The 23130-nt window shown below is 68.6% G+C and carries 17 protein-coding genes and 2 rRNA genes (1 of these 19 only partly in view); 8 read left to right on the forward strand and 11 right to left on the reverse strand.

Annotated elements, in window-relative coordinates:
• Together AB8P05_RS21210 and rrf are read left to right on the forward strand one after the other, a co-directional pair.
• Positions 1-470: ribosomal RNA gene (locus AB8P05_RS21210) — 23S ribosomal RNA — on the forward strand (it extends 2275 nt beyond the left edge of the window).
• Positions 471-599: 129 nt separating this feature from the next.
• A 5S ribosomal RNA gene (rrf, locus tag AB8P05_RS21215) occupies positions 600-715 on the forward strand.
• Between the two features lie 220 nt (positions 716-935).
• Here rrf and AB8P05_RS21220 read toward each other — a convergent pair.
• Complete coding sequence (locus AB8P05_RS21220) at positions 936-1835, reverse strand: tetratricopeptide repeat protein (protein WP_472760237.1); 900 nt, start codon at positions 1833-1835, stop codon at positions 936-938.
• Between the two features lie 209 nt (positions 1836-2044).
• On the opposite strand from AB8P05_RS21220, the gene AB8P05_RS21225 reads away from it, so the two are divergent.
• Both AB8P05_RS21225 and AB8P05_RS21230 read left to right on the forward strand, forming a co-directional pair.
• Entirely contained in the window at positions 2045-2638 is a 594-nt protein-coding gene (locus AB8P05_RS21225) for a hypothetical protein (RefSeq protein ID WP_472760238.1), read from the forward strand.
• Between the two features lie 22 nt (positions 2639-2660).
• The gene (locus AB8P05_RS21230) at positions 2661-2873 is read left to right on the forward strand and encodes a hypothetical protein (RefSeq protein ID WP_472760239.1); all 213 of its coding nucleotides are present in this window, start codon (positions 2661-2663) and stop codon (positions 2871-2873) included.
• A gap of 7 nt (positions 2874-2880) precedes the next feature.
• Here the strand turns inward: AB8P05_RS21230 and AB8P05_RS21235 are convergent, their stop codons facing one another.
• A complete protein-coding gene (locus AB8P05_RS21235) occupies positions 2881-3285 on the reverse strand; it encodes a flagellar basal body rod protein FlgC (protein ID WP_472760240.1) in 405 nt (134 codons plus the stop codon).
• Positions 3286-3584: 299 nt separating this feature from the next.
• On the opposite strand from AB8P05_RS21235, the gene AB8P05_RS21240 reads away from it, so the two are divergent.
• Positions 3585-4400: a PP2C family protein-serine/threonine phosphatase gene (locus AB8P05_RS21240; protein WP_472760241.1), complete on the forward strand. Its 816-nt coding sequence runs from the start codon at positions 3585-3587 to the stop codon at positions 4398-4400.
• Positions 4401-4409: 9 nt separating this feature from the next.
• On the opposite strand, the gene AB8P05_RS21245 is transcribed toward AB8P05_RS21240, so the two are convergent.
• Positions 4410-6104, reverse strand: coding sequence for a serine/threonine protein kinase (locus tag AB8P05_RS21245; protein WP_472760242.1), 1695 nt, complete (start codon positions 6102-6104; stop codon positions 4410-4412).
• Between the two features lie 228 nt (positions 6105-6332).
• Between AB8P05_RS21245 and AB8P05_RS21250 the strand changes: the two genes are divergently transcribed.
• Together AB8P05_RS21250 and AB8P05_RS21255 are read left to right on the forward strand one after the other, a co-directional pair.
• Entirely contained in the window at positions 6333-7994 is a 1662-nt protein-coding gene (locus AB8P05_RS21250) for an alpha-amylase family glycosyl hydrolase (RefSeq protein ID WP_472760243.1), read from the forward strand.
• A gap of 185 nt (positions 7995-8179) precedes the next feature.
• Positions 8180-9280: a TRAP transporter substrate-binding protein gene (locus AB8P05_RS21255; RefSeq protein WP_472760244.1), complete on the forward strand. Its 1101-nt coding sequence runs from the start codon at positions 8180-8182 to the stop codon at positions 9278-9280.
• A gap of 55 nt (positions 9281-9335) precedes the next feature.
• Here AB8P05_RS21255 and AB8P05_RS21260 read toward each other — a convergent pair whose 3' ends face one another.
• From AB8P05_RS21260 to AB8P05_RS21275, 4 genes are all read right to left on the reverse strand, one after another.
• On the reverse strand, positions 9336-11384 hold the full coding sequence (locus AB8P05_RS21260) for a hypothetical protein (protein WP_472760245.1): 2049 nt from the start codon (positions 11382-11384) through the stop codon (positions 9336-9338).
• Entirely contained in the window at positions 11381-12790 is a 1410-nt protein-coding gene (gene flgK, locus AB8P05_RS21265) for a flagellar hook-associated protein FlgK (RefSeq protein ID WP_472760246.1), read from the reverse strand. The genes AB8P05_RS21260 and flgK overlap by 4 nt, the downstream gene beginning before the upstream one ends.
• A 142-nt stretch (positions 12791-12932) precedes the next feature.
• A complete protein-coding gene (locus tag AB8P05_RS21270; RefSeq protein ID WP_472760247.1) occupies positions 12933-15572 on the reverse strand; it encodes a flagellar hook-basal body complex protein in 2640 nt (879 codons plus the stop codon).
• Positions 15573-15800: 228 nt separating this feature from the next.
• The gene (locus AB8P05_RS21275; protein ID WP_472760248.1) at positions 15801-17291 is read right to left on the reverse strand and encodes a tetratricopeptide repeat protein; all 1491 of its coding nucleotides are present in this window, start codon (positions 17289-17291) and stop codon (positions 15801-15803) included.
• A 92-nt stretch (positions 17292-17383) separates the two neighbouring features.
• Between AB8P05_RS21275 and AB8P05_RS21280 the strand changes: the two genes are divergently transcribed.
• Positions 17384-17722 (forward strand): DUF1491 family protein, encoded by a 339-nt coding sequence (locus tag AB8P05_RS21280; RefSeq protein WP_149228134.1) that lies wholly within the window; start codon positions 17384-17386, stop codon positions 17720-17722.
• Positions 17723-17729: 7 nt separating this feature from the next.
• Here the strand turns inward: AB8P05_RS21280 and AB8P05_RS21285 are convergent, their stop codons facing one another.
• From AB8P05_RS21285 to AB8P05_RS21300, 4 genes are all read right to left on the reverse strand, one after another.
• Entirely contained in the window at positions 17730-17957 is a 228-nt protein-coding gene (locus tag AB8P05_RS21285; RefSeq protein WP_455174369.1) for a hypothetical protein, read from the reverse strand.
• A gap of 187 nt (positions 17958-18144) precedes the next feature.
• Entirely contained in the window at positions 18145-19731 is a 1587-nt protein-coding gene (locus AB8P05_RS21290) for a tyrosinase family protein (protein ID WP_472760249.1), read from the reverse strand.
• A gap of 193 nt (positions 19732-19924) precedes the next feature.
• A complete protein-coding gene (locus AB8P05_RS21295) occupies positions 19925-22456 on the reverse strand; it encodes an ATP-binding protein (protein ID WP_472760250.1) in 2532 nt (843 codons plus the stop codon).
• An 8-nt stretch (positions 22457-22464) separates the two neighbouring features.
• Positions 22465-23130 (reverse strand): 5'-nucleotidase C-terminal domain-containing protein, encoded by a 666-nt coding sequence (locus tag AB8P05_RS21300; protein WP_472760251.1) that lies wholly within the window; start codon positions 23128-23130, stop codon positions 22465-22467.

Here is a 23130-nt window from a genome sequence, read left to right on the forward strand (position 1 = left end):
ATCGCTCAACGGATAAAAGGTACGCCGGGGATAACAGGCTGATGACTCCCAAGAGTCCATATCGACGGAGTCGTTTGGCACCTCGATGTCGGCTCATCACATCCTGGGGCTGGAGCAGGTCCCAAGGGTTCGGCTGTTCGCCGATTAAAGTGGTACGTGAGCTGGGTTTAGAACGTCGTGAGACAGTTCGGTCCCTATCTGCCGTGGGTGTCGGAGTTTTGCGAGGATCTGTCCCTAGTACGAGAGGACCGGGATGGACATACCTCTGGTGCACCGGTTGTCACGCCAGTGGCATGGCCGGGTAGCTAAGTATGGACGGGATAACCGCTGAAAGCATCTAAGCGGGAAACCCACCTCTAAACCAGAGCTCCCTTGAGAGCCGTGACAGACCATCACGTCGATAGGAGGCATGTGGACGGGCAGCAATGTCTGAAGCTAAGCCTTACTAATCGCTCGATCGGCTTGATCTCGACCCCACATTACCGCGCCATGCGCAGCAGCAAGCCTGCTTGACGCACACACCGCAGTTCGATACATCCTCAATCACTTGCACGACAGCGAACGCGCTTCGGATTAGCGTCGGTCTTGAGCCTTGGTGACCTGGTGGTCATGGCGAGGTGTCAAACACCCGATCCCATCCCGAACTCGGCCGTGAAAAGCCTCCGCGCCAATGGTACTGCGTCTTAAGACGTGGGAGAGTAGGTCGCCGCCAGGTCACTCAGGCTCAAGAGACGCTAAACTCGAAGCACATACGCTGGCATCTTCCCACACATCAGAAACGCCCCGGTTCGCATGAACCGGGGCGTTTCGGTGTTTGAACCGCTTTCTTCAGATTTCCCGCTTGCTCATCCGGTCATCGATGTGGCGCAGAGGCTTCGCGGCTGCCATTCGCCTCGTCGCTACCGCGCAGGCAAAATGATGAATGGCAACATGCCCTAGTGCCGCCGATGCCGGCGCGGGTTGGTGCGTTTTCCGGCGGCTTTCTGTGGCGGTGCCGGGTCTGTGGGTGCAGCAAGGGCGTCGGCCTCTTCGGAGCGCCCGAGCGACCGCAGCGCCAGGGCCAGGGTGTCGCGTGCGGCGGGATGTGCCGGGTCGATGCGGACGGCATGGCGCAGCGGCGCCAGGGCGGCGTCGGTGCGGTTGGTGGCGGCCAGCGCGATGCCCAGGTTCAGAGCCGCCGACAGGAAATCGGGCACCAGCGCCAGGGCGTTGCGGAAGGCGGTCACCGAATCCGCCCGCAGCCCGGCGGCGAACAGGGCGTTACCTAGCAGGAAGGCGATGTCGGCGTCCTGCGGATCGAGGGCCGCGGCGCGGATCAGGTCGGCCAGCGCCGGCGTCACCTGTCCGGTCTCCAGCCGCAGCCGGCCGCGCGCGTGCAGCAAGCCGACTAGCTTCTCCCGTGCCGGGTCCAGCGCCGGCTCGATCCGCAGTGCGCGTTCGAGCAGGTCCGCGGCGATATCGACGGCACCGGCGTCGCCCCGGCCATGGCGGGCGAAGGCGCGGTCGGTCCAGGCCTCCGCGAAATCGGGGCGCAGGGCCAGAGCGCGGCGGTAGCCGGCCTCCGCTTCGTCCAGCCGATCCAGGCCGCGCAGCAGGTTGGCCCGGTTGGCGTGGATGTCCGCCGCCTCGGGGCGCAGGGCGACGGCCTTGTCGATCAGGGGCAGGCCGAAATCGCCGCGGCCGATCTGTCCGGCCAGCACGCCCAGGTAATGCAGCGCGTCCGGCTGCTCCGGCTCGGCATCGAGAATGCGGGTGTACAGCTCCTGCGCTTCGCCGAAGCGGCCGGCGAGATGCAGGTCGAGCGCGAGCGTAAGGGCTTCGAGGATGGTGGCCATGGGAAACGCTTTAGGACGGCGGGCGGCATGGCCGCAAGTCCGCGGAACGGCAACCCCGAAATCCGACACGAATACTCCCGTATTGGGTATTGCCCTTTCGCCAATCGGGTTGGTTTCGCAAACTCAAATAAGAGTAAAGAAAGCCTTTACGCGGTGCCGGGATTACGGTAATTTAATGTCCGATTATCACAGATTCGGATAAGCCGGTCATGAACGTGGCATCCGCCACATCGACGGCCTCACGGCCGTTCGCCTTCATGACGCCCCGCGGCAGCGATGCCGTCGATGGTGGGGCAGGCTCCCGGATTCCGGCCACCACCACCGGCAGGACCAGCGGTGCGGAGGCGGCGGAGCCTCTCGTCAACCGCTTCCCGACCATCGCCTACAGCTACGACACCGATGCTTCGCGGCTGGTGATGCTGTACCGCGACCCGGCGAACGGAAAGACCGTCTCGCAGATCCCGACCGAAGCGGCCTTGAAGCAGTACAAGGAAGCCCAGCAGCAGGAAAAGAACGCGGAACGCGCCGCCCTGCTCAAACTGACGGTCGGTGGAGGCCAAGGCGCCGGATCGCAGGGCGCTGCGGAGAGCGGCGGGGCCGGTGGCAAGGGTTCGGCGGCTTCGGCGACGCCCGGCTTCGGAGGCGCGGGCAGCTCCGTCGGCAGCGGCAAATGGCTCAGCGGCGTCGCCGGGTCGGCGGGCGGCGTTGACGCTTCCGCCGCGTCGGCATCTGTGTCACAGTCGGCGACGGCCACCGTCGTTTCCGCCGGCACGTCCGCCGCGCGGGTCAATGTGGTGATCTAAAGGGCTTCCAGGGGTTTCCGCCATGGGCATGGACATCACCTCTTCGACCGCGGGTGCGGCGATCGCTCTCAAGCAGGCGCAGGGGCAGATGAGTTTCGGCGTCAAGGCGCTGAACCAAGTTGCCGAGCAGCAGCAGGCGACGGTGGAAGCGCTCGTTCAGGGCGGCTCCGGGGGTGGCCCCGGCGGTGGCAACGTCACGGCGACGCGCGGTCAGAACCTGAACATCGCCGTCTGAGCGGTCCTCAGACCTTCGAATCCAGCAGCGATTTCAGCATTTCGTCCTGGGTGCGGACCACGGCGACGTTGGCCCCATAGGCCCGGCTGGCCGCCATCTGGTTGACGCGCTCCCGCGCCAGATCGACGTTCGGCGCCGCGACCATGCCGTCGGCGTTGGCGGCGCTGTCGTCGGGCGCATATTCCTGCAGATAGGCCGGAGTGATCGGCGTGAAGGTCGCCCGCGTGCCGGGATTGGCATCGGTCTGGGCCACCGCCAGCGGCTGGTAGGCAGCGCGTTGGTCGCCCGTCGTTCCATCCGCCGCCGGGACGGCGCCGGTCGAGCGGACATTGGCGACGTTGGATGCGGACGCGTCAAGCCGGCGCGTCTGCGCAGTCATCCCGCTGAGCGCGATGCCGATGCTGCCGACCATGGCGATCCATCCTCCGTCCGACGCCTGTTCCGAGCAACAGTAGCACATCGGTGTCGCAAGACCAGATGGGCGAAACCGGCGGATCGGTCGCCCGGCTGCACAGGTTCCGCAAGCGGACTATCTCCGGGCGCAATCGTTCGGCCCCGCCAATCGCCGCTGTATCTTTTCAAGTGCCTGCGCCATTATCGGGCGAACGGCCGAGCTCCGGTCCCGACGGAGCCGGTCCCAATGAAGCCGGTCCAGGAATTCGATCCACCCCCATGGATCCTGACGTTCGCGAGACGGGAGCCGCCGCCTGAATGCCCAACACCGCCTTTGTCCTGACCGCCGCCGGGCTGACCGACGTCGGGCGCACCCGGTCCCGCAACGAGGATGCCTTCCACGTCGATGCGGCCGGTGAATTCGCGATCGTCTGCGACGGGATGGGCGGCCATGCCGGCGGCGACGTCGCCAGCCGCCGGGCGGTGGAGGAGATTGCCGGCTTCCTGCAGGATAGCATGCGGTCGGAGCCGATCACCGTGGTCGAGCGCGACGACATCGACCGGACCCAGACCGATCCGGCGGTGGCGGAGCCGGCCGTGGGACGCGCCCTGTCGGCGGCGCGGTCGGCGGTGCAGCAGGCCAACCGGTCGATCCACGAGCTTAACCTCGCCCGCGGCTTCGCCCAGGGTCGGGGCATGGGCACCACGGTGGCCGGGCTCTGGCGGGTTCCGGGCACGGCGCAGATGGTGACCTTCCATGCCGGGGACAGCCGCGTCTACCGCCTGCGCGACGGGGAAATGCGCACGCTGACCCGCGACCACAGCCTGTACCAGATCTGGCTCGACAATGGCGGGCGGGGGACGCCGCCGCAGCGGAACATCATCGTCCGGGCGCTCGGCACCGGCGAAGAGGTGGAGCCGGAGGTCGCCGTCCATTCGCTTCTGCCCGACGACGTCGTCATGATCTGTTCCGACGGCCTGAACGGCATGGTGCCGGACGGCATGATCGCCCGCGTCCTGACGCAGGAACGCGACCCGGCGCGTGCCGCCGCCGTCCTGGTCGATGCCGCCAACGCCGCGGGCGGACAAGACAATGTGACGGTGGTGGTCGGGCGTTTCACCGCCGGCCCGTGACGGGCGCGGTCACGGCCCAGTGGTGATGAAGCTGGCGGCGGCCAGCGCAGCCGGCGCGTCATCCGGCACGGCCGCCAGCGCTTCCGCCAGGGCGGACAGATAGTCGGCCGCCGGTTCCTGCTCCGGCCGCGGGGTCGGGAACAGCGGCTCCGCCGTGGCGATGGTCAGAAGCAGTTCGGTGCCGTAGGGCGGGCCGATGGTCCAATGACGCCCGCCGTCCGCCCGGTCCCCCAGCCGGCGCAAATCCCCCGCCGCCAGCGCCGTGCCGCCGTCCGACGGGTTGGGCAGCAGATGGATGACGGTGCCGTCGATGGTGAAGTAATCGACCTGAAGCCGCACCGGCCGCGCCGGGGCCCGGATTTCCAGAAGCAGGGCGTCGTCGGCGTGCAGCAGCGGCAGGCCCCCCTCCGCCGCCGTTTCCATGGCGGTCCCAATGGCCGTCTCAGCTTCCGCCAGGGTCGCCGTCAGCGGTTCGGCCAGTCCGCGGTTGGCGTCCAGCGCCGCGGCGACGCCGGCAAGCGGGGCGCAGAAGCGCGCATCGGCGGTGGCGAGATCGAAGCCGTGGTCCCAGCCGGCCGCCGCCGCGTCCACCGCCTCGCGCACCGCGGTTTCCGCCCGCTCCCCCGCTGCCGTGCCCGAGACGAGCAGGCGCCCGCCGGTTTCCTCCACCGTCACCAGCGCGCAGGGGACCGAGCGCAACGCCTGCGCCACCGCCGCGACCGGCGGCCGCCGCGGCATAGCGGGCTGCGGTACTGCGGGCTGCGGCATAGTGGTTTGTGGTACGGCGGGTGTCTCCGGCGCGGGTTCCGGTTCGGGAGGAGACGGCAGGACCGCCGCCGGAGCGGCCATGGGGGCAGCCGCCGCCGTGGTGGGCGGAGGGAGAGTGGGCGGGGGCGAGGTCGGCGCCGGACGGTTCGTCAGGATCGCCCCCGTCGTCAGCCCTCCCGCCAGCACCATTCCGCCGAGCCACAGCGGCCAGCGGCGCACGGGCCTCGGCTTTGCCGTGGAGACGGGCAGGGGTGTTCCGGTCAGGCCGGCGACGGCGCGCCGAAGCGATGCGGCATCCGGGAAGGAGGTACCGCCGCGCTCCCGCACCTGTTCCAGCAGTGCCGCCACCGCCGGGCAGTCGGCATGGCCGGACAGCAGTCGCTCGATCAACCGGCCGGCGGCGGCGAGATCGTCGTCGGCGCTCGCCCGGGCTGCGGTCAGCGCCGCCCGCCCGAAGCCGGTGACCATGGCGGCGTTCCCGGCAAGGCGGATTGCCTGGGCCGTCAGCCCGCCATGGACGATCCCGGCCCGATGCGCGGCCTCCAGCGCGCCCAGCATGCGGTCCAGCGTCGCGACGCCGTCTTCCAGGCTCAGGGGGCCATCGGCGAGCCGGTCGGCGAGCGTCGGCCCCTCGGCAAGCGCGGTGGCGACGAAGGCGGTGCCGGCATGCTCGCCGGAGGCCAGGACGGCGGGAATGGCGGGGTGGGACAGCCGGGCGGCGGCGGTCGCGGTGCGCCGGAAGCGCTCCAGCGCCGCGGCATCGCCGCACAGCCGCGCCAGCGGGATGGTCCACAGCGCCACCGCCTGCCCGTTGGCGTCCAGCGCCCGGTGCAGCCGGGCGTCGCCGTCACGGTCGATCAGCTCGCCCAGCCGGAAGCGGCCGAGCCGCCGCTCCGCATCGGCCGTCACCGTCGCCGTCCCCCTGCCGCGCTGCATGTCCGCTCCCCTATAGGAAGCGCTGGTATAGCCGCAGTGCGGCGAACCGGCCAAGCCCCCGGACACCCGGCCGCAAGATCCTGTCCGTCCGGCCGACCTGTGCGAAAGGTGCAGCCCTGTGACCACGATCGGCCGGTAACCTTTCGTTAGCCATGGCAGGGGGAAGCTTGGGTGTGGACCGGCCGTAGCCATGCCGGGATCGCCAACCCCGGCGCGGAGCCTGCTGCCTTGACCAACTCCATCACCCTGTCCCAGTCGTCCGGCCCGAACATCTCCTGGCTGAACGGGGCGGCGCTGTACCAGATCTATCCGCTCAGCTTCCGCGACCGCGGCGGCGACGGCTGGGGTGACCTCGACGGCGTGATCGAGGGGCTGGACCATGTCGCCTCCCTGGGGGTGGACGGGGTGTGGATCAGCCCCTTCTACCCGTCGCCGCGCACCGACTTCGGCTATGACGTCGCCGACCACCGGGCGGTCGATCCCCGCATGGGCAACCTCGCCGTCTTCGACCGGCTGGTCGAGCGCGCCCATGGGCTGGGGCTGAAGGTGCTGGTCGATCTGGTCTGCGGCCACACCTCCGACGCCCATCCCTGGTTCGTCGACAGCCGGCGGTCGCGCGACGGGGAGATGGCCGACTGGTATGTCTGGGCCGACGCCAAGCCCGACGGCACCGCGCCCAACAACTGGCTGTCGGTGTTCGGCGGTGCCGCCTGGACCTGGGAACCGCGGCGGCGGCAGTATTACCTGCACCATTTCCTGTCCAGCCAGCCGGCGCTGAACCTGCACCATCCCGCAGTGATGGACGCCCTGTGCGAGACGGCGGAATTCTGGATGGAGCGCGGCGTCGACGGCTTCCGCATCGATGCCGTCGATTTCTTCGCCCATGACCCGCAGCTGCGTTCCAACCCCGCCGCCCTCTGGCGCGAGCCGCTGCCGCCGCTGAAGCCCTTCGCCCTGCAGCAGCATGTCTACGACATGATGCACCCGGCCATCGGCGGCATCCTGGCCCGCCTGCGCGAGACGGTGGAGCGCTATCCCGGCCGCGTCCTGCTGGGCGAACTGTCGAGCCAGCCCGGCGCCGGCCAGCGCATCGCCGCCTACTGCACGTCGCAGGGGCTTCACGCCGCCTACAGCCTGTCGCTGGCCAAGCAGCCCTTCAGCGCCAAGGGCTTCGCCCAGGCCCTGACCGCGGTGCCGCGGCCGGAGTCGATCTGCTGGAGCCTGTCCAACCACGATGTGGAGCGCGCCGCCAGCCGCTGGCTGCCGGAGGGCGCCGATCCGCAGTCCTTCAACGCCCTGCTGGCGGTGCTGGCCGCGACATTGCCCGGCACCGTCTGCCTCTATCAGGGGGAAGAGCTGGGGCTGCCCAACGCCGTGCTGGACCTCCACCAGCTGCGCGATCCCTTCGGCATCACCTACTGGCCCGACTTCCAGGGGCGCGACGGCAGCCGCACCCCCATGCCCTGGCGCGCCGACGAGCCCAACGCCGGCTTCACCGCCGGCGAGCCCTGGCTGCCGGTGCCGGACGCCCATCTGGAACTGGCTGTCGACCGGCAGGAACGGACCGCCGGCAGCCGGCTGGCGGTTTGGCGGGCCGCGCTGTCCCTGCGCCGCGACCTGGAGGCGCTGCGCACCGGTGCGGTGGCGGCGGTGGAGGAGCATGGCGACCTGCTGTCCTTCGAGCGCGTCTCGGGAGGAGAGCGTCTGCTGGCGGTCTTCAACATGGCCGACCGCCCGGCCGAATTCGCCCTGCGCGGCCGCGGCGAGCTGGAAGCCCTGCCGGTGCCGCGCGCGCCGGGCGCCCTGCCGCCGGAGCCGACCGCCGACGGCCGGACGCTGGTGATGCCGCCGCTGTCGGTCTTCCTGGGGCGCCTGCGGCTGCCGTCCTGACCCTGCCGGATCGGCCGTTCGGGGGTGCCGGCCGCACCCTCGAAAGGCAGGCATGCACATTTATGCGATGCGGGGCGCCGCTTCGGATGATTTGTTACACTCTCGCCTAAGCCGCTGAAATTCCCTGATTCACCGCGGGTCACGGAAATTGTCAGCAATAGCAATAATCTTGCGGAGTAGCGGGAGTGGAAAGAAGAGCGTTTCTCACCAAGGCCGGTGTCGGTGCCGTTTCGACCGTCGCCGCCTCGACCCTCGCGGCCCCGGCCATCGCCCAGACCCAGCCGGCCATCCAGTGGCGTCTGGCGTCGAGCTTCCCGAAGAGCACCGACATCCTCCTCGGCACCTCCGAACTGATCGCCAAGCGCGTGTCGGAGGCGACTGACGGGAAGTTCCAGATCCGCGTGCATGCCGCCGGTGAGATCGTGCCCGGCCTGCAGGTTCTGGACGCCGTGCAGAACGGCACCGTCCAGTGCGGCCACACCTGCGGCTATTATTATGTCGGCAAGGATCCGACCTTCGCCTTCGACACCGCGATCCCCTTCGGCCCGAACGCCCGCCAGCAGAATGCCTGGTTCCAGTATGGCGGCGGCCAGGAGGTGATGCGCGCCTTCTTCGCCAAGCACGGCATCGTGCAGTTCCCGGCCGGCAACACCGGCGCCCAGATGGGCGGCTGGTACCGCAAGGAGATCAAGTCGCTGGCCGACTTCAACGGCCTGAAGATCCGCATCGCCGGCATCACCGGCCAGATCATGGCCAAGCTGGGCGCCGCCCCGACCCAGATCGCCGGCAGCGACATCTACCCGGCGCTGGAAAAGGGCACCATCGACGCGGTCGAGTTCGTCGGTCCCTACGACGACGAGAAGCTGGGCTTCGTCCAGGTCGCCAAATACTATTACTATCCGGGCTGGTGGGAAGGCGGGCCGCAGGTCTCGCTCTACATCAACCAGAAGGAATGGGAGGCGCTGCCCAAGTCCTATCAGGCGATCCTGACGGCGGCCTGCGCCGAGGCGAACAGCGCGATGACCGCCCGCTACGACGCGGAGAACGCCAAGGCGCTGAAGCGTCTGGTCGCCAAGGGCGCCCTGCTGCGCCCCTATCCGCGCGACCTGATGGAGGCCGCCCACAAGATCGCCTACGAGCTGTACGACGATCTCGCCAAGACCAACCCGGACTTCAAGGCGGTCTACGACAGCTGGAAGCCCTTCCTGGACGAGGTGCAGCTGTGGTTCCGCGTGGCGGAACTGCCCTACGACAACTTCATGCAGTCGGCCGGCCGTTCGAAGTGACGGTTCCGGAGTTCCGAGGGGAATGGGGGCGGCCAAGTCGGCCGCCCCTTTTCGTTCAGGCCAGATAGTTCAGCAGCGACAGCTTCTGTGTCTGGCCGGCGACGGTGTAGGTCGCCTGCTGCACGTTCATCGCACTGCTCAGCCTTGCGGCCACCTCGGTCTGGTCGATGCCCTCGATCTTGGCGATGCGGTCGGTCAGAGTGGCGACGGACTCGGTGTGCGAGTCCTTGATGTTCTCCAGCGTGGCGCCGTCGGATGCGACCTTGGCATGGATCGAGCGGATCTGATCGGTGGCCTGGGTCAGCATCTCCCGCGCCTGGGTGCTGTACTCGGTCCATTTGCCGGGATTGGCCGCCGCCGTGCGCACCAGTTGCATCGCCTTGACCAGGGTCTGGAACGCCTTGTCGTCGGCGCTGACTCCGTAGGCGATGTTCAGGTTGTCGTCGATGGTCACCTGGGACTTGCGGTAGGCCTCGGCGTTCTTGCCCTTGGTCAGGTATTCGGCGTCGTAGAAGGGCAGGTCGGGCGGATCGGCGTAGGGGACATTGATCAGGCTGTCCTGCTCCGGCGGCAGGGTTCCGACCGTGATGGTGTTCTCCAGCGACCCGTTCGTCACCTTGGCGGAGGTGGAGAACAGCGACGTGCGGTTGGGATGGTTGGGGTCGGCGTTGGCCGTGCTGGTCAGCGCGATGCCGGGGCCGTTGCCCACCGCGTCGATGGTCACCGGCGGTGCCGGGTTCAGCGTGGCGAACTTCTGGCGCAGCCTGTCGGCGACCTGGCCGACATTGTTGACGCCGGCGGCGTAATCGGTGTCGCTGACCGTGTAGCTCACCTTGTAGGTCTGGTAGGGCGGCAGGTCGCGCGGCGCGGTCGGATTCCGGGTGTAGTAGTTCTGGTTGTAGGGATCGTCCGGATCGCCGACCGCGACGGTGAATTCGAAGGTGTCGCCGATATCGACCGCGGCGCCGTTCAGGGTGAAGCGGTCGATCTGCGGCAGGGCGGCCGTCGGCGCCTGGGTGGTGGAGGGCGTGTCGACGCTGTTCTCCACGGTGGCGGAGTTCACGACGCGCGCGGACAGGTCGAATTTCTGGCCCGGATCCTGGCCGACCAGCGTGATGATGCCGTTGGAGGTCGACACCGTCATCGGCAGCGCCGGGTTGGCGGCATTGATCTGGGAGGTCAGGGTCTGGGCGACGAAGGTCAGCGTCTTCGGATCGGCCGCCTGGACCTGATAGCCGAAGGTCTTGCCGCTGACCGTCACCTCGAAGTAATCGTCGGCGTTCACGACCGCGCCGTTCAACGTGATCTTGCTGGTCTGCTTGGTCGCCAGCAGGTCGGTGACCGGCTCCGTCCCGAAGCGCGATCCGGCGAACAGGTAGCGGTCGCCGAAGCGCTGGTTCAGCAGCGCCTGGATGTCGCGCATCGCGCCCTCGGCGCGGTCCTTCACCTGATCGGCCTGCGGGAAGGAGACGTTGAAGCTGCTGCTGGCGGACGCCTTCAGCGTGTCGAAGGTGATGTTCAGCATGGCGCCCTCGCCGGGGCCGCCGGAGATGTTGAAGTTGTAGCCCTTGCCGTCGTTGGGCGGGGTGGTGCCCAGGTTGATGGCGCGGGTGGTCTTGCCGCCCAGCCCGTCGGTCACAGTCACGTCGAAGGTGCCGTTCGGCCCCTGCTGCGACGGCACGGCGGTGACGGTGTATTTGGCGCCCACCGTCAGCTTCGACTTGGCGGGGTCGATCGTCAGCTTCATCCCTTCGGGATTGGTGTTGATCGGCGAGGTGACGCTGGCGGTTCCGGGCTGGAAGGGGAAGGTCGTGCTGGAGGTCCAGCTCGACACGATCGACTCCAGGGAGGTCAGCACCTTGTCCGTCGCCTGGATGCGCGGGGCCGCGGTGTTGATGCTCTGGATGTAGTTGTCCTTCTTCGCCATCTCCGCCCGCAGATCCAGGAGCTTCTGCACCTCCGGACCATAGGCATTGAGATCGACCGACTTCTTGCCCGTGGTCAGCTGTTCGGACAGCCGGTTGATGTCGTTCTGGCCCCCGGACAGGTTCCGGACAAGGCTCAGATATTTCGAGTAGCTGCTGACTCCCGTTATCGAGCTCATCGGACCACCGCCTCCAGCGCATCAAACATTGCATTGGCCACTTGCATGACCCGTGCCGAAGCCTGGTAGGAGGTCTGGAGCTGTTGCAGCTGGGCGATTTCCTCGTCGATGTTGACGCCGGTCTGGGACTGGTAGCGTTCGGTCAGCAGCTGCATCGACGCCCTGTTGGACTCGCTGGCGGTGTTGGCGGTCTTGGCCGCGGCCATCCAGGTGCCGGTGATGGCGCTGCCCATGGCGCTGTAGCTGGTGTCCTTCATCTGCAGGCCGTCGGCGTTGAAGTTGCGGCCGGCGGCGTTGATCGCCGTGACCATGCCCTCGATGGCCGCCTGCTTCACCTTCGCGGTGTTGTCCAGCAGCTTGGCGTTCACGGCGATGGTGAAACGGTCGTTTCCGGTGAAGAACTGGTTGATCTGCTCGCCGTCGGCGGCCGGGGCGGACTCGTCGTAGGCGTCGGCGAAGCTGGTGGGCTCCCCGGGCCGGGTCGGGCCGGTGAAGGCCTTGGCGAACTCGTCCAGCTGCGAGCGCAGCTTGCGGATGATCTCCGTCGTCGGGTCGCCGCTGGCCGGGGTCGGCGGCTCGGTCGTCGAGCCGTCCTTGCGCATCTGGATCAGCGAGCCGAGCTTGCCGGAGGTCAGGTGGTTGTTGATCGAGGTGACTTGATTGCCGACCTGTAGGTTGATGTTGCCGCCGTCATAGGAAAGATTTGCCGGCTGGGCATCGACCAGAGCCACGCCCGACGGGGTGAAGATCGCCAGACGGCCGTCCGGCCGTTCCACGGTGCGCACGGGCATATAGGTGCTCAACTCGCGGATCAGGCCGTCGCGCTTGTCGGCGACGGCGTTGGCGGCCGACCCCTGCCCCAGCAGCGACACCGTGTCGTTGTTGATCTGGTTGATCTGCTTCAACAGGTCGTTGACCGTGTCGACCGACTTGGTGATATCCGTCTTCATGTCGCGGTCGAGCTGTTCCACGCCTTCGGAGACGCGGCGGATCTCGCGCGAGAAATTCTCGGCCGCCTGGACCAGCTGGTACTGCGCGGTCTCGTTTTCCGGCGAGGTGGCGAGCGTCTTCACCGCGGCCTGGAACTTGTCGGCATAGTCGTTCAGCAGGGGCGTGCCGTTCGTCGTCCGCAGCAGGTCGCCCAACTGCTGCATATAGGTCGCCGTCGCCTGCGACCCGCCATCGCGCGCCGTCAGGTCCATCACCTGCGCCATCAGGGCCTTGTCGACTTCCCGGCGATAGGTCGTGCTGATGACCTGGCCGCTGGCGTCCACCGACTGCTGGGCGGTGTGGCGCGTGCGGTTCGGATCGTTGGCCTGCGCGATGTTGTCCGATATCAGCTTGACGTTGGTCTGGACGGTGCGCAGCCCGGCCGTGGCGCTGTTCAAGGCTGCGAAGAGGGACATGGCAGGGGACCTTTCGCGGATCGGAGGATCGGGGCGGTACCGGGATGGCCGCCGCCCCCCATGCGATCAGGGAAATTGGGCGATCGGGGAAACGGACGAAGGATTGAAAGCGGTCAGGACGTCAGAGGGCGGGGGCCGCGGCTTAGCGCTTCAGCCCCAGCACTTCCTGCAGCATCTCGTCGGAGGTGGTGACGATCTTCGCGTTGGCGGAATAGCTCCGCTGGGTGACGATCATCTTGGTAAACTCGTCGGCGATGTCGACGTTGGAGCTTTCCACGCTGTTCGCCACCACCGCACCGGCGCCGTTCGTCTCCGGATCGTTGAAGTTCGGCTTCCCGGCCTCCTCGCTCTCGACGAAGACGCCGCCGGATTCGCGCTGCAGGGCGTTGGGGTTGTTGAAGGTGATGATCGGCACCTTCGCGATCATCTTCGACCGTCCGTTGTCGTAGTTGACCATCACGGTGCCGTTGTCGCCGAAGACCACGTCCTTGAACTGTCCGCGCGGGGCGCCGTTCTGGACCAGCTGGGTGACGTTGATCTCCTCGCCGGCATATTGGGTCAGGCCGCCCGGCTTCTGGTACTTGCCGAGGTTCAGTGTGACCTGCTGCGGGCCGAAGCCGTAATCGACCGTGAAGGTGACGGTGGCGCCGGCACCGGCGGACTGGTTGGCGGAGCTGACCGCCGTTCCGGTCCCGACCAGGGCGGTGGAGATGTTGGTCAGCGTGCCGACCGTCTCAGGCGTCTTGCCGAAGGTCAGCCCGATATGGGCCGGCGTCTGGCCGGCGACCGCGCTCTGGTCCAGGGTAAACTGGGCTGCGGGGGCGTCGGTCACGCTGGTGGTGGCGGCGGCATCGCCGGTCGCCAGAGTGGTACCGGCCGCGTTGACGGTTGCGGTTCCGCCGTCGGCAACGATTTCCGCCGCGAAATAGGCCAGCACCTTGGCCGGAGTGTCATAGGTCCCGTAGTTGGCGTTGGTGATCGCCAGGCTGTAAGGCTGGCCGTTCACCGTCATGCTGTAGGTGTCGCCGACATCGACCGTCGAGCCGCCGAAGGTGAGATTGCCGGCGCCGTCGTTGGTCAGCGTGTTGGGGCCGGACGGGCTGGCGGCGGTCTTGGCGGTGACGGTGATGACGCCGCCCTGCGCGCTGGCGGTTACCGGCAGCGAGGTGTTGGCGTTGATCTTGTTCGCCAGCGCCGCGGTGATGTCCTCCATCGTCATTTCTTCGCCGGTGGTGCTGTAGGTCACCGCCGTGCCGTTGATGCTCAACGTGTATTGCGTGCCGATGTCGCCCGGCGTGCCGGTCAGGGTCACCGTGCGGCTCTGGCGCACGCCGGCCACGCTGGCGACCGACGGCAGCGAACTCATCGTGTTCACCGCGGGAGCGGAGTTGGTGGCGGTCGCGGAGCTGGTGACGTTGGTGTTCGCCGCGTTCGCCTGGATCGACAGGATGTTGCCGGCCGACGAGGCGGTCACGGTCGACCCCAGCTGCTGGTTGATCCTGCCGGCCAGCTGGGACACGACGTCGCTGACCGTCGAGTAGCTCTGATAGGTCGCGGCGGTCACCGTGTAGGTGATCGGCGTGCCGTTCACGTTGATGGTGAAGGAGTCGCCGACCTCGACCTGGGTTTGCGGGAACTGGAACTTGTCGATCTCGCCAGCGGTGGCGGTCGCCGCCGTCGAGGTCTGGGAGACGATGGTGTTCGTGGTGTTGGTGCCGGACGTCACTTCCGTGTTCAGCTTGAACGGCGTGCCGGCGTTGCGTGCGGTCACGCGGATCGTCTGGCCCGACGAGGTGGCGAGCACCGACGCCGCCGGGGAGGCGGAGTTGATCTGGTTCGCCAGGGCGCCGGCCAGGCCCGAATAGGTGCGGATCGACCCGATGTTGTCGGCGGTGATCTTCAGGCTGTAGTTGGTGCCGTCGACCTTCACCGAATAGACGTCGCCGATGCGCAGATTGTCCTGCCCGTTGGTGTTGTTACCGGAGATGGTGATGACGTTCACCTGCGCCACCGCCGTCTGGCCGGGGATGTTCTGGCCGAAGGACACGGTGGCGGGGTTGCCGGTGAAGGTGCCGTCGACCGGCTTGGTGTTGGAACCCGGCGCGTCCAGGACCATGCGCCAGCTGCTGTCCGCCTGCTGCCGCCACTTGAAGTTGACGGTGCGCGGGTTGCCCTGGCTGTCAAAGATCTGGATGCTGCTGTCGGGAACCTTTTCGCCCGGCTTCGGCGTTGCCGGCAGGTTGGCGGACAGGTCGATGGTGCTGGTCGCCACCGGCTTGTCGATCAGCGAGTTCACCTGGATCGGCGCCACCTGATCCTTCTGCAGGACGCCCGTCACCGGATCGACCAGCCAGCCGTTCAGGGCGTAGCCGGCGCTGTTGACCAGATAGCGGCTCTTGTCCAGCTCGAAGTCGCCGGCGCGGGTGTAGAAGGCGGCCGATGACGCCACCGTGCCCGTCTGCGTCTGCACCAGCGTGCTGGACCCCTGGGTCGCCACCTTGGTGACGCTGAAGAAGCCCTGGCCCTGGATGGCGATGTTGGTCGGGCTCTGCACCTGGGTCAGGCTGCCCTGGATGTTGTTCATGAAGACCGGCTGCGCCGTGACCCCGCCCGGCTCGTGCAGGCGCTGGCTGGACTGCAGGACCATCGTCTCGAACGCCGAATCGACGCGCTTGTAGCCGATGGTCGAGCTGTTCGCGATGTTGTCCGAGATATGTCCGAGCGCCTTCGACTGGGCATTCAGGCCGAGAACGGCGGTTGTCATCGAACCGAAGATGCTCATGGCCGGGGTCTCCGAAAGAAAAGGGCAAAGGTCTTCTGCGCCCTTTCTAGCAAGCGGAGTGCCAACTGCAGCGGCTCGGTCAACCCATTGAAATTGCTTGTTATCTTGCGCGACCGGTGTGGCGGTGCCCGAATTTGCCGGGGGTGGGAAAGTTTCGCCTAGTGCCGGCGAGGGCGGGCGGGCAGAAAGCTCCCGCCGGAGTTGCCGGCCGGCCCCGCCGTGCCGCCGCTAACGCCCTGTCGCCCGAGCCGCGCGCAGCGCCTGCGCCTTGAGAACCGCGGCGGCGGTGCCGATCACCGTGGTCCAGTCGCCGGGGCGCGGCTGGCGGAACAGCCGCAGCGACGGGTACCAGGGGCTGTCGGCCCGGTCGAGCAGCCAGCGCCAGTCCGGCACATGGGGAAGCAGGAGCCAGGACGGCACGCCCATCGCCCCGGCCAGATGGACCATGGCGGTGTCCACCGTGATCAGCAGGTCGATGTTGGCGAGGATGGCGGCAGTGTCGGCGAAGTCGCGCACCCGCTCCACCACGTCCCGTACCCCCTCGCCGGGCAGGCGCGGCAGGTCGGCGCGGGCATCGCCCGTCTGCAGGCTGAGGAAGCGCACCCCCGGCACCGCCAGCAGCGGGCGCAGGGCCGCGACCGGGATCGAGCGGTTGCGGTCGTTGCGGTGGCGCGGGTTGCCGGCCCAGACCAGCCCGACGCGCAGGCCCGCCGCGCCGCTCCCGTCGCCTTCCCCATCCTGCTCCGCCAGCCGGTCGCGCCAGCGGGAGATGTCGGCGGGATCCGGGGCGAGGTAGGGGACGGCGGCGGGGATCCCCGCCAGATCGGTGCCGAAGGCGCGGGGCAGGCTCATCAGCGGGCAATGGAGGTCGTGCGGCGGCGGATCCTCCCCCCGCACCAGGACCTGGATGGATTGGCCGAAGGCCCGGTTGAACAGGCGGTAGAGCAGCAGATGCGTCTCCAGCACCACCCGCCCGCCTTCGCGCGCCGCGATCTGCGCCACCAGCGGAGCGTAGCGGACGAACTGCATGGCGTCGCCGAAGCCCTGGTCCATGTGCAGCAGGATGGTGGAAGCGCCCGGCGCCCGCCCGTCCCAGGGCGGGGCGGCGAAGCGGCGCCAGCGATGTTCGAACCCTTCCCAGCCGGCACGCAGGTCGCCGCGCACCAGACGCCCCACCGCGCGGGCGAGATGGGCCTCGGAACGGCCGGGGTTGCGGGCCAGCACGGCATCGAAGCAGGTCTCCGCCTCGTCGAAGCGGCGCAGGTCGCGCAGGACGGTGCCGAGGTTGAGCAGCGTCTCGGCATGGCCGGGCCGCAGCCGGGCCGCGCGTTCCAGCCAGCGCCGCGCCTCCGGATAATGCGCCAGCGCATGCAGCGCCGCGCCCTGCGCCTCCAGCGCGTCGCCATTGGCCGGGTCGAGCGCCAGCGCGCGCCGCAGCACCGGCTCCGCCCGTTCCGGCAGTTCGGCAGCACGAAGGGCGGCACCCAGATGTCCCCAGGGGGAGGCCGCCCCCGGCCGGACCCGGACGGCCCTCCCGATGGAGCGGATGGCGGCGGCGACATCGCCGGTCTGCGCCCGCAGCACGCCGGACAGGTGCAGGGCGTCGGGCTGCGCCGGCTCCGCCGCCAGGATGCGGGCGTAGCCGTCGGCCGCCGCATCGGCTTGGCCGGCCATGTGGTGGTTGACGGCGGCGTTGAGAGCGTCCACGAGTGTCGTCATGGCCTCATCTCTACACCGGCGTGCCGGGCAGGGCGAGTGCCGACATCGCTGTCAGGCGGGGCATGATCCCCGAACAGGAGCCGCAAACGGGAATGGACGACCGTCTTCCGACGCATCTCTGGGTTTCGGCCCATATCCGCGCCGCCGATGCCCAGGGGGTGGCGATGACCGTGGTCCGCAAGGGCGACCCCAGCCGCGGGACGGTGATCCTGAAGCTGAACCGGCTCGACCGCAGCTTCACCGTGCTGGTCCAGACCCGCGAGGGCGACGGCGACCGCCTGTTCTGGGCGCGCGGCACCGGCCCCGATCCGGTGCCGGAGGCCGATGCCGACGCCTACATCGCCCGCCAGACCCGCTACGACCCCGACGTCTGGGTGGTCGAGGTGGAGGACCGCCAGGGCCGCCACTGGTTCGAGGGACCGGTGCGCTGACCGTCCCTCAGCGGGGCGGGCCGAGAATGGACAGCCGCAGGTCCGGCACCTCCTCCGCCGTCGGTGGGCGGGGAGGGCTGTCGTGGGTGATGACACGCAGGCGAAGGACGAGGCGGCCGTCACGCACGGCATCGGCCGGAACCGGAATGGTGAAGGTCCCCGCACCCTGACCCCGCTGGGGGCCGAAGGGAGCCGCCGTGCCGATGGGACGGCCGTCCGCCGTGGTGATCTCCACCGTCTGCCCTCGGGAAATACGGCCCACGGTCACCGCCAGGACGACGGCCTCGCCCTGCCGCAGCGGATGCGGCAGGGCGAGCGTCGTCTCGCCGTTCCCGTCCGGCAGGGAAGGCGTGCGTGCCGGGTCCGCGCCTGCGGGCTGGCCGGCAAGGACCAGCGCCGCGAGCAGGATGGCTCCCGACAGCCTACAGGGTCTGGAGCGAGACTCCCTTGATGGTGGCTGCCGCGGCGGTCGGGCTGTGGGTGGGGACAAGTCGGACCTCCAGCGTGGTCGGAGCCGGCGCTGCGGCCTGCCCGGCGGAGTTCGCCGCCAGGGCGGCGGTGCGCGTCGCCTGCGGCAGCGGCAGGGTGAAGGTCGCGTCGTCCGCCATGCCGTGCATCGCCGGGCCGAAGAAGCCGATGGTGCCGCCGTAATAGGGGCTGTCGGCCTCCACCTTCGTCACGCCGGCCGGTGCGTTGATCAGCAGATCGAAGGTTCGCGGGGCCGACTTGCCGGACGGGCGCGTCACCTTGACCGCCATCACCACCGGGCCCGCCGAAGCGGCCGACAGCTGGACGGAGCCGACATTCTTCGCCACCGTGCCCTTGACCGCGGCGGAAACCGGGGCGGAGGGCTTGGCCGCCGCCACCTGGGCCGTTTCCACGTCGCCGAAGCCGTGCCGGTACTCATACTGGAACCGCTCGGTGCTGAGATAGTCACCGGCCCGGCCGTCGAGCACATAGCTGCCGTCGGCGCGGACGAAGAACAGGAAGGGCTCGCGCGACAGCTGCGACAGTTCCTCCTTGTCGGTCGGCAGGATCGGCAGGCCCAGCCGCTGCTGCTTGCGCGTCCACACGTCCCACAGCCGGTCCATGTTGGCATGGTGCAGGAAGAACACCGGATCGACCGGCGACAGGAAGTTGGTCATGTTGCCGTAGGGACCCGGATCCCAGGGGCCGACGCCGCCGATATAGTTGTGAACGAGGTTGTGCGGCTGGCCTTCCAGGACCGAGAACTGGGTGTCCTTGCCCGGCATGACGTTGTGCGACACCGTCTTGGAGCTGGTGAAGCTGCGCGTCGCGTCCTGATTGTAGTAGTCGACCGGCAGCAGCCCGGTCAGCACCGTGTGCGGCGAGCAGGCCTTGGCCGTCTTGTCGTCCAGCTTCGGATTCTCGCGGGTCAGGTAGCGCGCGCGCTTCGTCGCGGCGAAGGCTTCGTTGCCGGGATCGCAGGTGCCGTGGCTGCAGCCGGTGACATCGTCCCACAGCTTGTCGAAGCTGCTGTAGCCGCGAATGTCCAGCTGCTTGCGCTGCGCCGCGTTCAGCGTGCCCCAATACTTCTTCATCGCCGGCTTGATGTAGGCGGTGAAGGTGTTCAGGTCCTTGGTATAGGGAAGGAAGCTTTCGCTGACCGGCGTCAGCGCGCCGTCGAACATCTCGCCGGGGATCTGCGGCAGCACCGTCCAGTCCCAGTAGGGGAAGGCGAAGCTGTCGGGCCTGTCGCTGTACTTGCGCACCGTCTCTTCGAAATAGCCGACATATCCGCGGTGCCAGACGTAGAACCACCAATTGCCGTGCGGACAGTCCATGAAATGGACGAAGGCGTTGCGGAACCAGTTGTGCGGATGGTCCGGCGGCAGGTCGACCATCCGGCGGACGGCGACGGCGTAGCTGCGGAGCATCGCCTTGCCTTCCTCGCTGGTCGCGCTGTAGCGGATGTATTTGGCCGTGGCGGCCCGCGCCGGGCCGACGGGCAGCATGGAGGCGCCCGCAACGGCAGCGGCGGAGGCCATAAAATCGCGCCGAGTGAAATTCATTTTGGACAAGCTCCCTTATAACGAGAAGAACTCTGGAAGCTTGTATAGGAAACTGACGGTTTGCACGCCTTTTCGGCCGGCGGCCTGGACCGGACGCTCTTCGGTTGCCGGCGGACATGCGCGGGCATGTTCCGGCAGGCCCGCGCGTGCCGCCGGTGTCGGGCCTTTCTCAGGCGGCGTCGATGACTCGGGGGAATCGCAGGGTGAAGCGGGTGCCCTGGCCGGGGTGGCTCTCCACCCCGATGGTGCCGTGCAGGCGGCCGGTCACCAGATTGTAGACGATGTGCAGCCCCAGCCCGCTGCCGCCGCTGCCGCGGCGGGTGGTGAAGAAGGGGTCGAAGATCTTCGGCAGAACCTCCGGCGCGATGCCGTTGCCGTCGTCGGCCACCGTCAGCTCCACCATGTCGCCGGCGCAGGGCCGGGCGGCTATCGCGATGCGGCCGGGCTGTTCCGGGTCCAGCGCATGGATCAGCGCGTTCATGATGAGGTTCGTCAGGATCTGCGACAGCGCGCCCGGATAGCCGTCTAGCTCCAGGTCGACCGGGCAGTCGACGGAAATGCTCAGCGCCGCCCGCGCCTTGTAGGTCGGATGCAGGCTGCGCAGAAGCTCGTCGATATAGTCGCGCAGCAGGAAGGCGCGGCGTTCGTCGCTGGACTGGTCGACGGCGACCAGCTTGAAGCTCTGCACCAGATTGGCGGCGCGGGTGCTGTTGGACAGGATCAGGTTGGCCATCTCCATCCCGTCGCCGAGGAAACGCTGGAAATCCGACTTCTTCAGCGCGCCGGCGGCGTGGCGGTCCGACAGCTCCTCGATCAGCGCCTGCAGCTGCGAAGCGCCGGTGATGGTGATGCCGATGGGGGTGTTCACCTCATGCGCCACACCGGCGACCAGCTGGCCCAGCGACGCCATCTTCTCCGCCTGGATCAGGCTGGCCTGGGTCGCCTTCAGTTCGCAGAGCGCGCGTTCGGCGGCGTCGCGCGACTGGACCAGCGCATTCTCCGCCTCCACCTCGCGGGTGACGTCGACCACCACCGCCTGGATCGCCGGACCGTCCATCCAGTCGACCCGCCGGCCGGTCAACTCCACCCACAGGCTGCCGCCGTCGGGCCGGCAGGCGCGGATGCGGCGGCGCGGGGTGGCCGCTCCGCCGTCGAGAAGCCGGTCGTAATTGTCGATCAGCCCGTTGCGTTCCTCCACCGGCACCAGCGACAGCAGGGACGGCAGGGCCATCACCTCGGCCACCGTCAGCCCCAGCATGGTGGCGAAGCTGTCGTTGGCATAGAGCGGGTGGAAGTCGCGGTGGATGATGATGCCCTGGATCGACCCTTCCACGAGATCGCGGAACCGCCGCTCGTTTTCGGCCAGCGCCCGCTGGCGTCGGTCGATCTCCTCGATGAAATAGCGGATGGAGGCGCCGATGTCGGTGATCTCGTCGTCGCCGTCCACCGGCACCGGCACGGCGCCCTGCGCCGCCGGATCGGGTGCGGCCGCCCCGTCGGTCCGCGGCCGGGCGCCATCCCGCCCGCTTTCCCGCCCGATCTGGCCATGACCGGCCGACAGCCGGGCCAGCACCGCCCGGTTCATCGCCACCAGCCGCGAGGACAGGAAGCGGCGGAAGATGAAGTAGACGCAGACCGCCAGGATGATCGAGGCGCCGGCCAGCATCATCACGGTGCGCGACCGCTCGGCGATCAGCTGGGCCAGGGCGTCTGTGCGCTCGGCCGACCGGTCGCGGATGGAATCGTACAGCGCGCGGGTGGAGCGTTCGACCGTCTCCACCAGGACGCGGGCCTGACCGGTCAGGGCCTGGGCGCGGTTGCGCGCCTGCAGCCGGTCGATGGCGCTGTGGAACAGCCCGCCCGGCGCGATCAGCAGGGAGAACAGCTCCTCCTGCACGGTCGACATCATCTGGCCGGTCGGGTCCGGCACGGTGCCGGACAGAAGGGCCAGTTCGGCCAGCGTGCGTTCGGCCGCCCGCGCCTCGCCCTTCAGGCGGCTGAGATGGTCCAGTTGCGTGGCGCCGGCCGCCCGCGCCATCAGGGCGCCGATGCGGGCGGCCCAGGCGCCGGTGTCGGGCATGGACTCCATGGAGGCGGCCAGCCGGCTCAAGCCCCGCGCCGCCTCGGCCTGGCGGTCGCCATGTTCGATCTGGCGCGTGACCTCGGCATTCAGGTCGGCGACGGTGGCGGCCAGGATCAGCAGGGTGGAGCGGGTCTGCTCCAGCAGGCGGACATTGCCGTCGCGCTCGCCATCCTCGGTTCCGTCCTCCTTCAGCAGTCCGCGCATGCGGGCGACGAGCAGCTGCATCGAATCCAGCTCCGTCACCAGCCCGTCATAGATGGAGCGGCGCTGCGGTGTCGAGGAGGCGGCGGCGAGCTGCGGCAGCTGCGCCACCAGCTTCTGCAGGGAACCGTGCAGGTCGGCGCTGGCGATCACCTCCGGCAGGGTGTTGGTCGAAAGCGCCGTCACCTCCGCCCGGAACAGGCGGAAAGAGGACATCGACACCCCGCCGATCAGCACCACCAGCAGGGCCATCACCGACAGCCCCAGCGTGATGCGCACGGCGATGCCGAAACGGCGCGCCCGGTTCGGCGGCGGGAACTGCGGCGCCGGCCGCATGTCCGCCTGGGCCCCCGGTTGGGCTCCCGGCGGGATCAGGGCGGCGGGCCGCGGCGGGCTCTGCGCGATGGTGGAAGCCATGCCGTCCATCACCGCCTCACCGTCATCCGGCCGTCCAGCCGCGGAACGAATTCCCCGTCGCGGGCGATCTGGCTGATGAGCTGGGTGGACACGAAGTCGGTATTGCGGTCCTCCACCAGCCGCGGCGCGCCGGCCAGCATGCCGTAGCCGTCGCCCCCGGCCGCGAGGAAGCTGCTGGTCGCCAGCCGGTAGCGGGTGGAGAGGCCGACCGGCTTGCCGCCGACCGACAGGCTGCGCAACCTCTGGCCCGGCGGCCGGCCGAGGTCGATCTCGGCGCGGGCGTTGGACAGGTGCGGGAAGCGGCCCTGAAGCTGCTCCACCGCCGAAACGCCGCTTTCCACCGCGTCCCACAGCTGCTGCCCGCTGACGTCCAGCACCACGCCGACATCGTGGTAGGGAAGCTCGGTATAGATGTCGCGGCGGGTCAGCAGGGCGCCGGCCGGATAGCTGCGGTCGCCGCGGATGCCGCCGCCGTTGATCAGCGCCACGTCGGCGTCCATCGCCGCGCGCAGCATGTCGACGACGGCGTTGGCGAAGGCGTTCTCGCCGGTGCGAACCGCCTCCTTGCGGGTGTCGATCGGCCCGGTGAGACGTCCCACCTCCATCTTCAGCAGGGTGTCCAGCCGTGCCGCATAGGCTTTGGCCTGGATGTCGGTTGCGGCGTCGGGCGCCAC

This window comes from Azospirillum sp. VT-I1 (assembly GCF_055698305.1).

What these genes read in the sequence shown, in the direction of transcription:
- AB8P05_RS21230 (WP_472760239.1), top strand. Translation starts at nt 2,661, where the DNA reads ATGGGCATGGACATCACCTCTTCGACCGCGGGTGCGGCGATCGCTCTC.
- AB8P05_RS21245 (WP_472760242.1), bottom strand. Translation starts at nt 6,104, where the DNA reads ATGCAGCGCGGCAGGGGGACGGCGACGGTGACGGCCGATGCGGAGCGG.
- AB8P05_RS21220 (WP_472760237.1), bottom strand. Translation starts at nt 1,835, where the DNA reads ATGGCCACCATCCTCGAAGCCCTTACGCTCGCGCTCGACCTGCATCTC.
- AB8P05_RS21270 (WP_472760247.1), bottom strand. Translation starts at nt 15,572, where the DNA reads ATGAGCATCTTCGGTTCGATGACAACCGCCGTTCTCGGCCTGAATGCC.
- AB8P05_RS21295 (WP_472760250.1), bottom strand. Translation starts at nt 22,456, where the DNA reads ATGGCTTCCACCATCGCGCAGAGCCCGCCGCGGCCCGCCGCCCTGATC.
- AB8P05_RS21290 (WP_472760249.1), bottom strand. Translation starts at nt 19,731, where the DNA reads ATGGCCTCCGCCGCTGCCGTTGCGGGCGCCTCCATGCTGCCCGTCGGC.
- AB8P05_RS21235 (WP_472760240.1), bottom strand. Translation starts at nt 3,285, where the DNA reads ATGGTCGGCAGCATCGGCATCGCGCTCAGCGGGATGACTGCGCAGACG.
- flgK (WP_472760246.1), bottom strand. Translation starts at nt 12,790, where the DNA reads ATGTCCCTCTTCGCAGCCTTGAACAGCGCCACGGCCGGGCTGCGCACC.
- AB8P05_RS21280 (WP_149228134.1), top strand. Translation starts at nt 17,384, where the DNA reads ATGGACGACCGTCTTCCGACGCATCTCTGGGTTTCGGCCCATATCCGC.
- AB8P05_RS21275 (WP_472760248.1), bottom strand. Translation starts at nt 17,291, where the DNA reads ATGACGACACTCGTGGACGCTCTCAACGCCGCCGTCAACCACCACATG.
- AB8P05_RS21225 (WP_472760238.1), top strand. Translation starts at nt 2,045, where the DNA reads ATGAACGTGGCATCCGCCACATCGACGGCCTCACGGCCGTTCGCCTTC.
- AB8P05_RS21240 (WP_472760241.1), top strand. Translation starts at nt 3,585, where the DNA reads ATGCCCAACACCGCCTTTGTCCTGACCGCCGCCGGGCTGACCGACGTC.
- AB8P05_RS21260 (WP_472760245.1), bottom strand. Translation starts at nt 11,384, where the DNA reads ATGAGCTCGATAACGGGAGTCAGCAGCTACTCGAAATATCTGAGCCTT.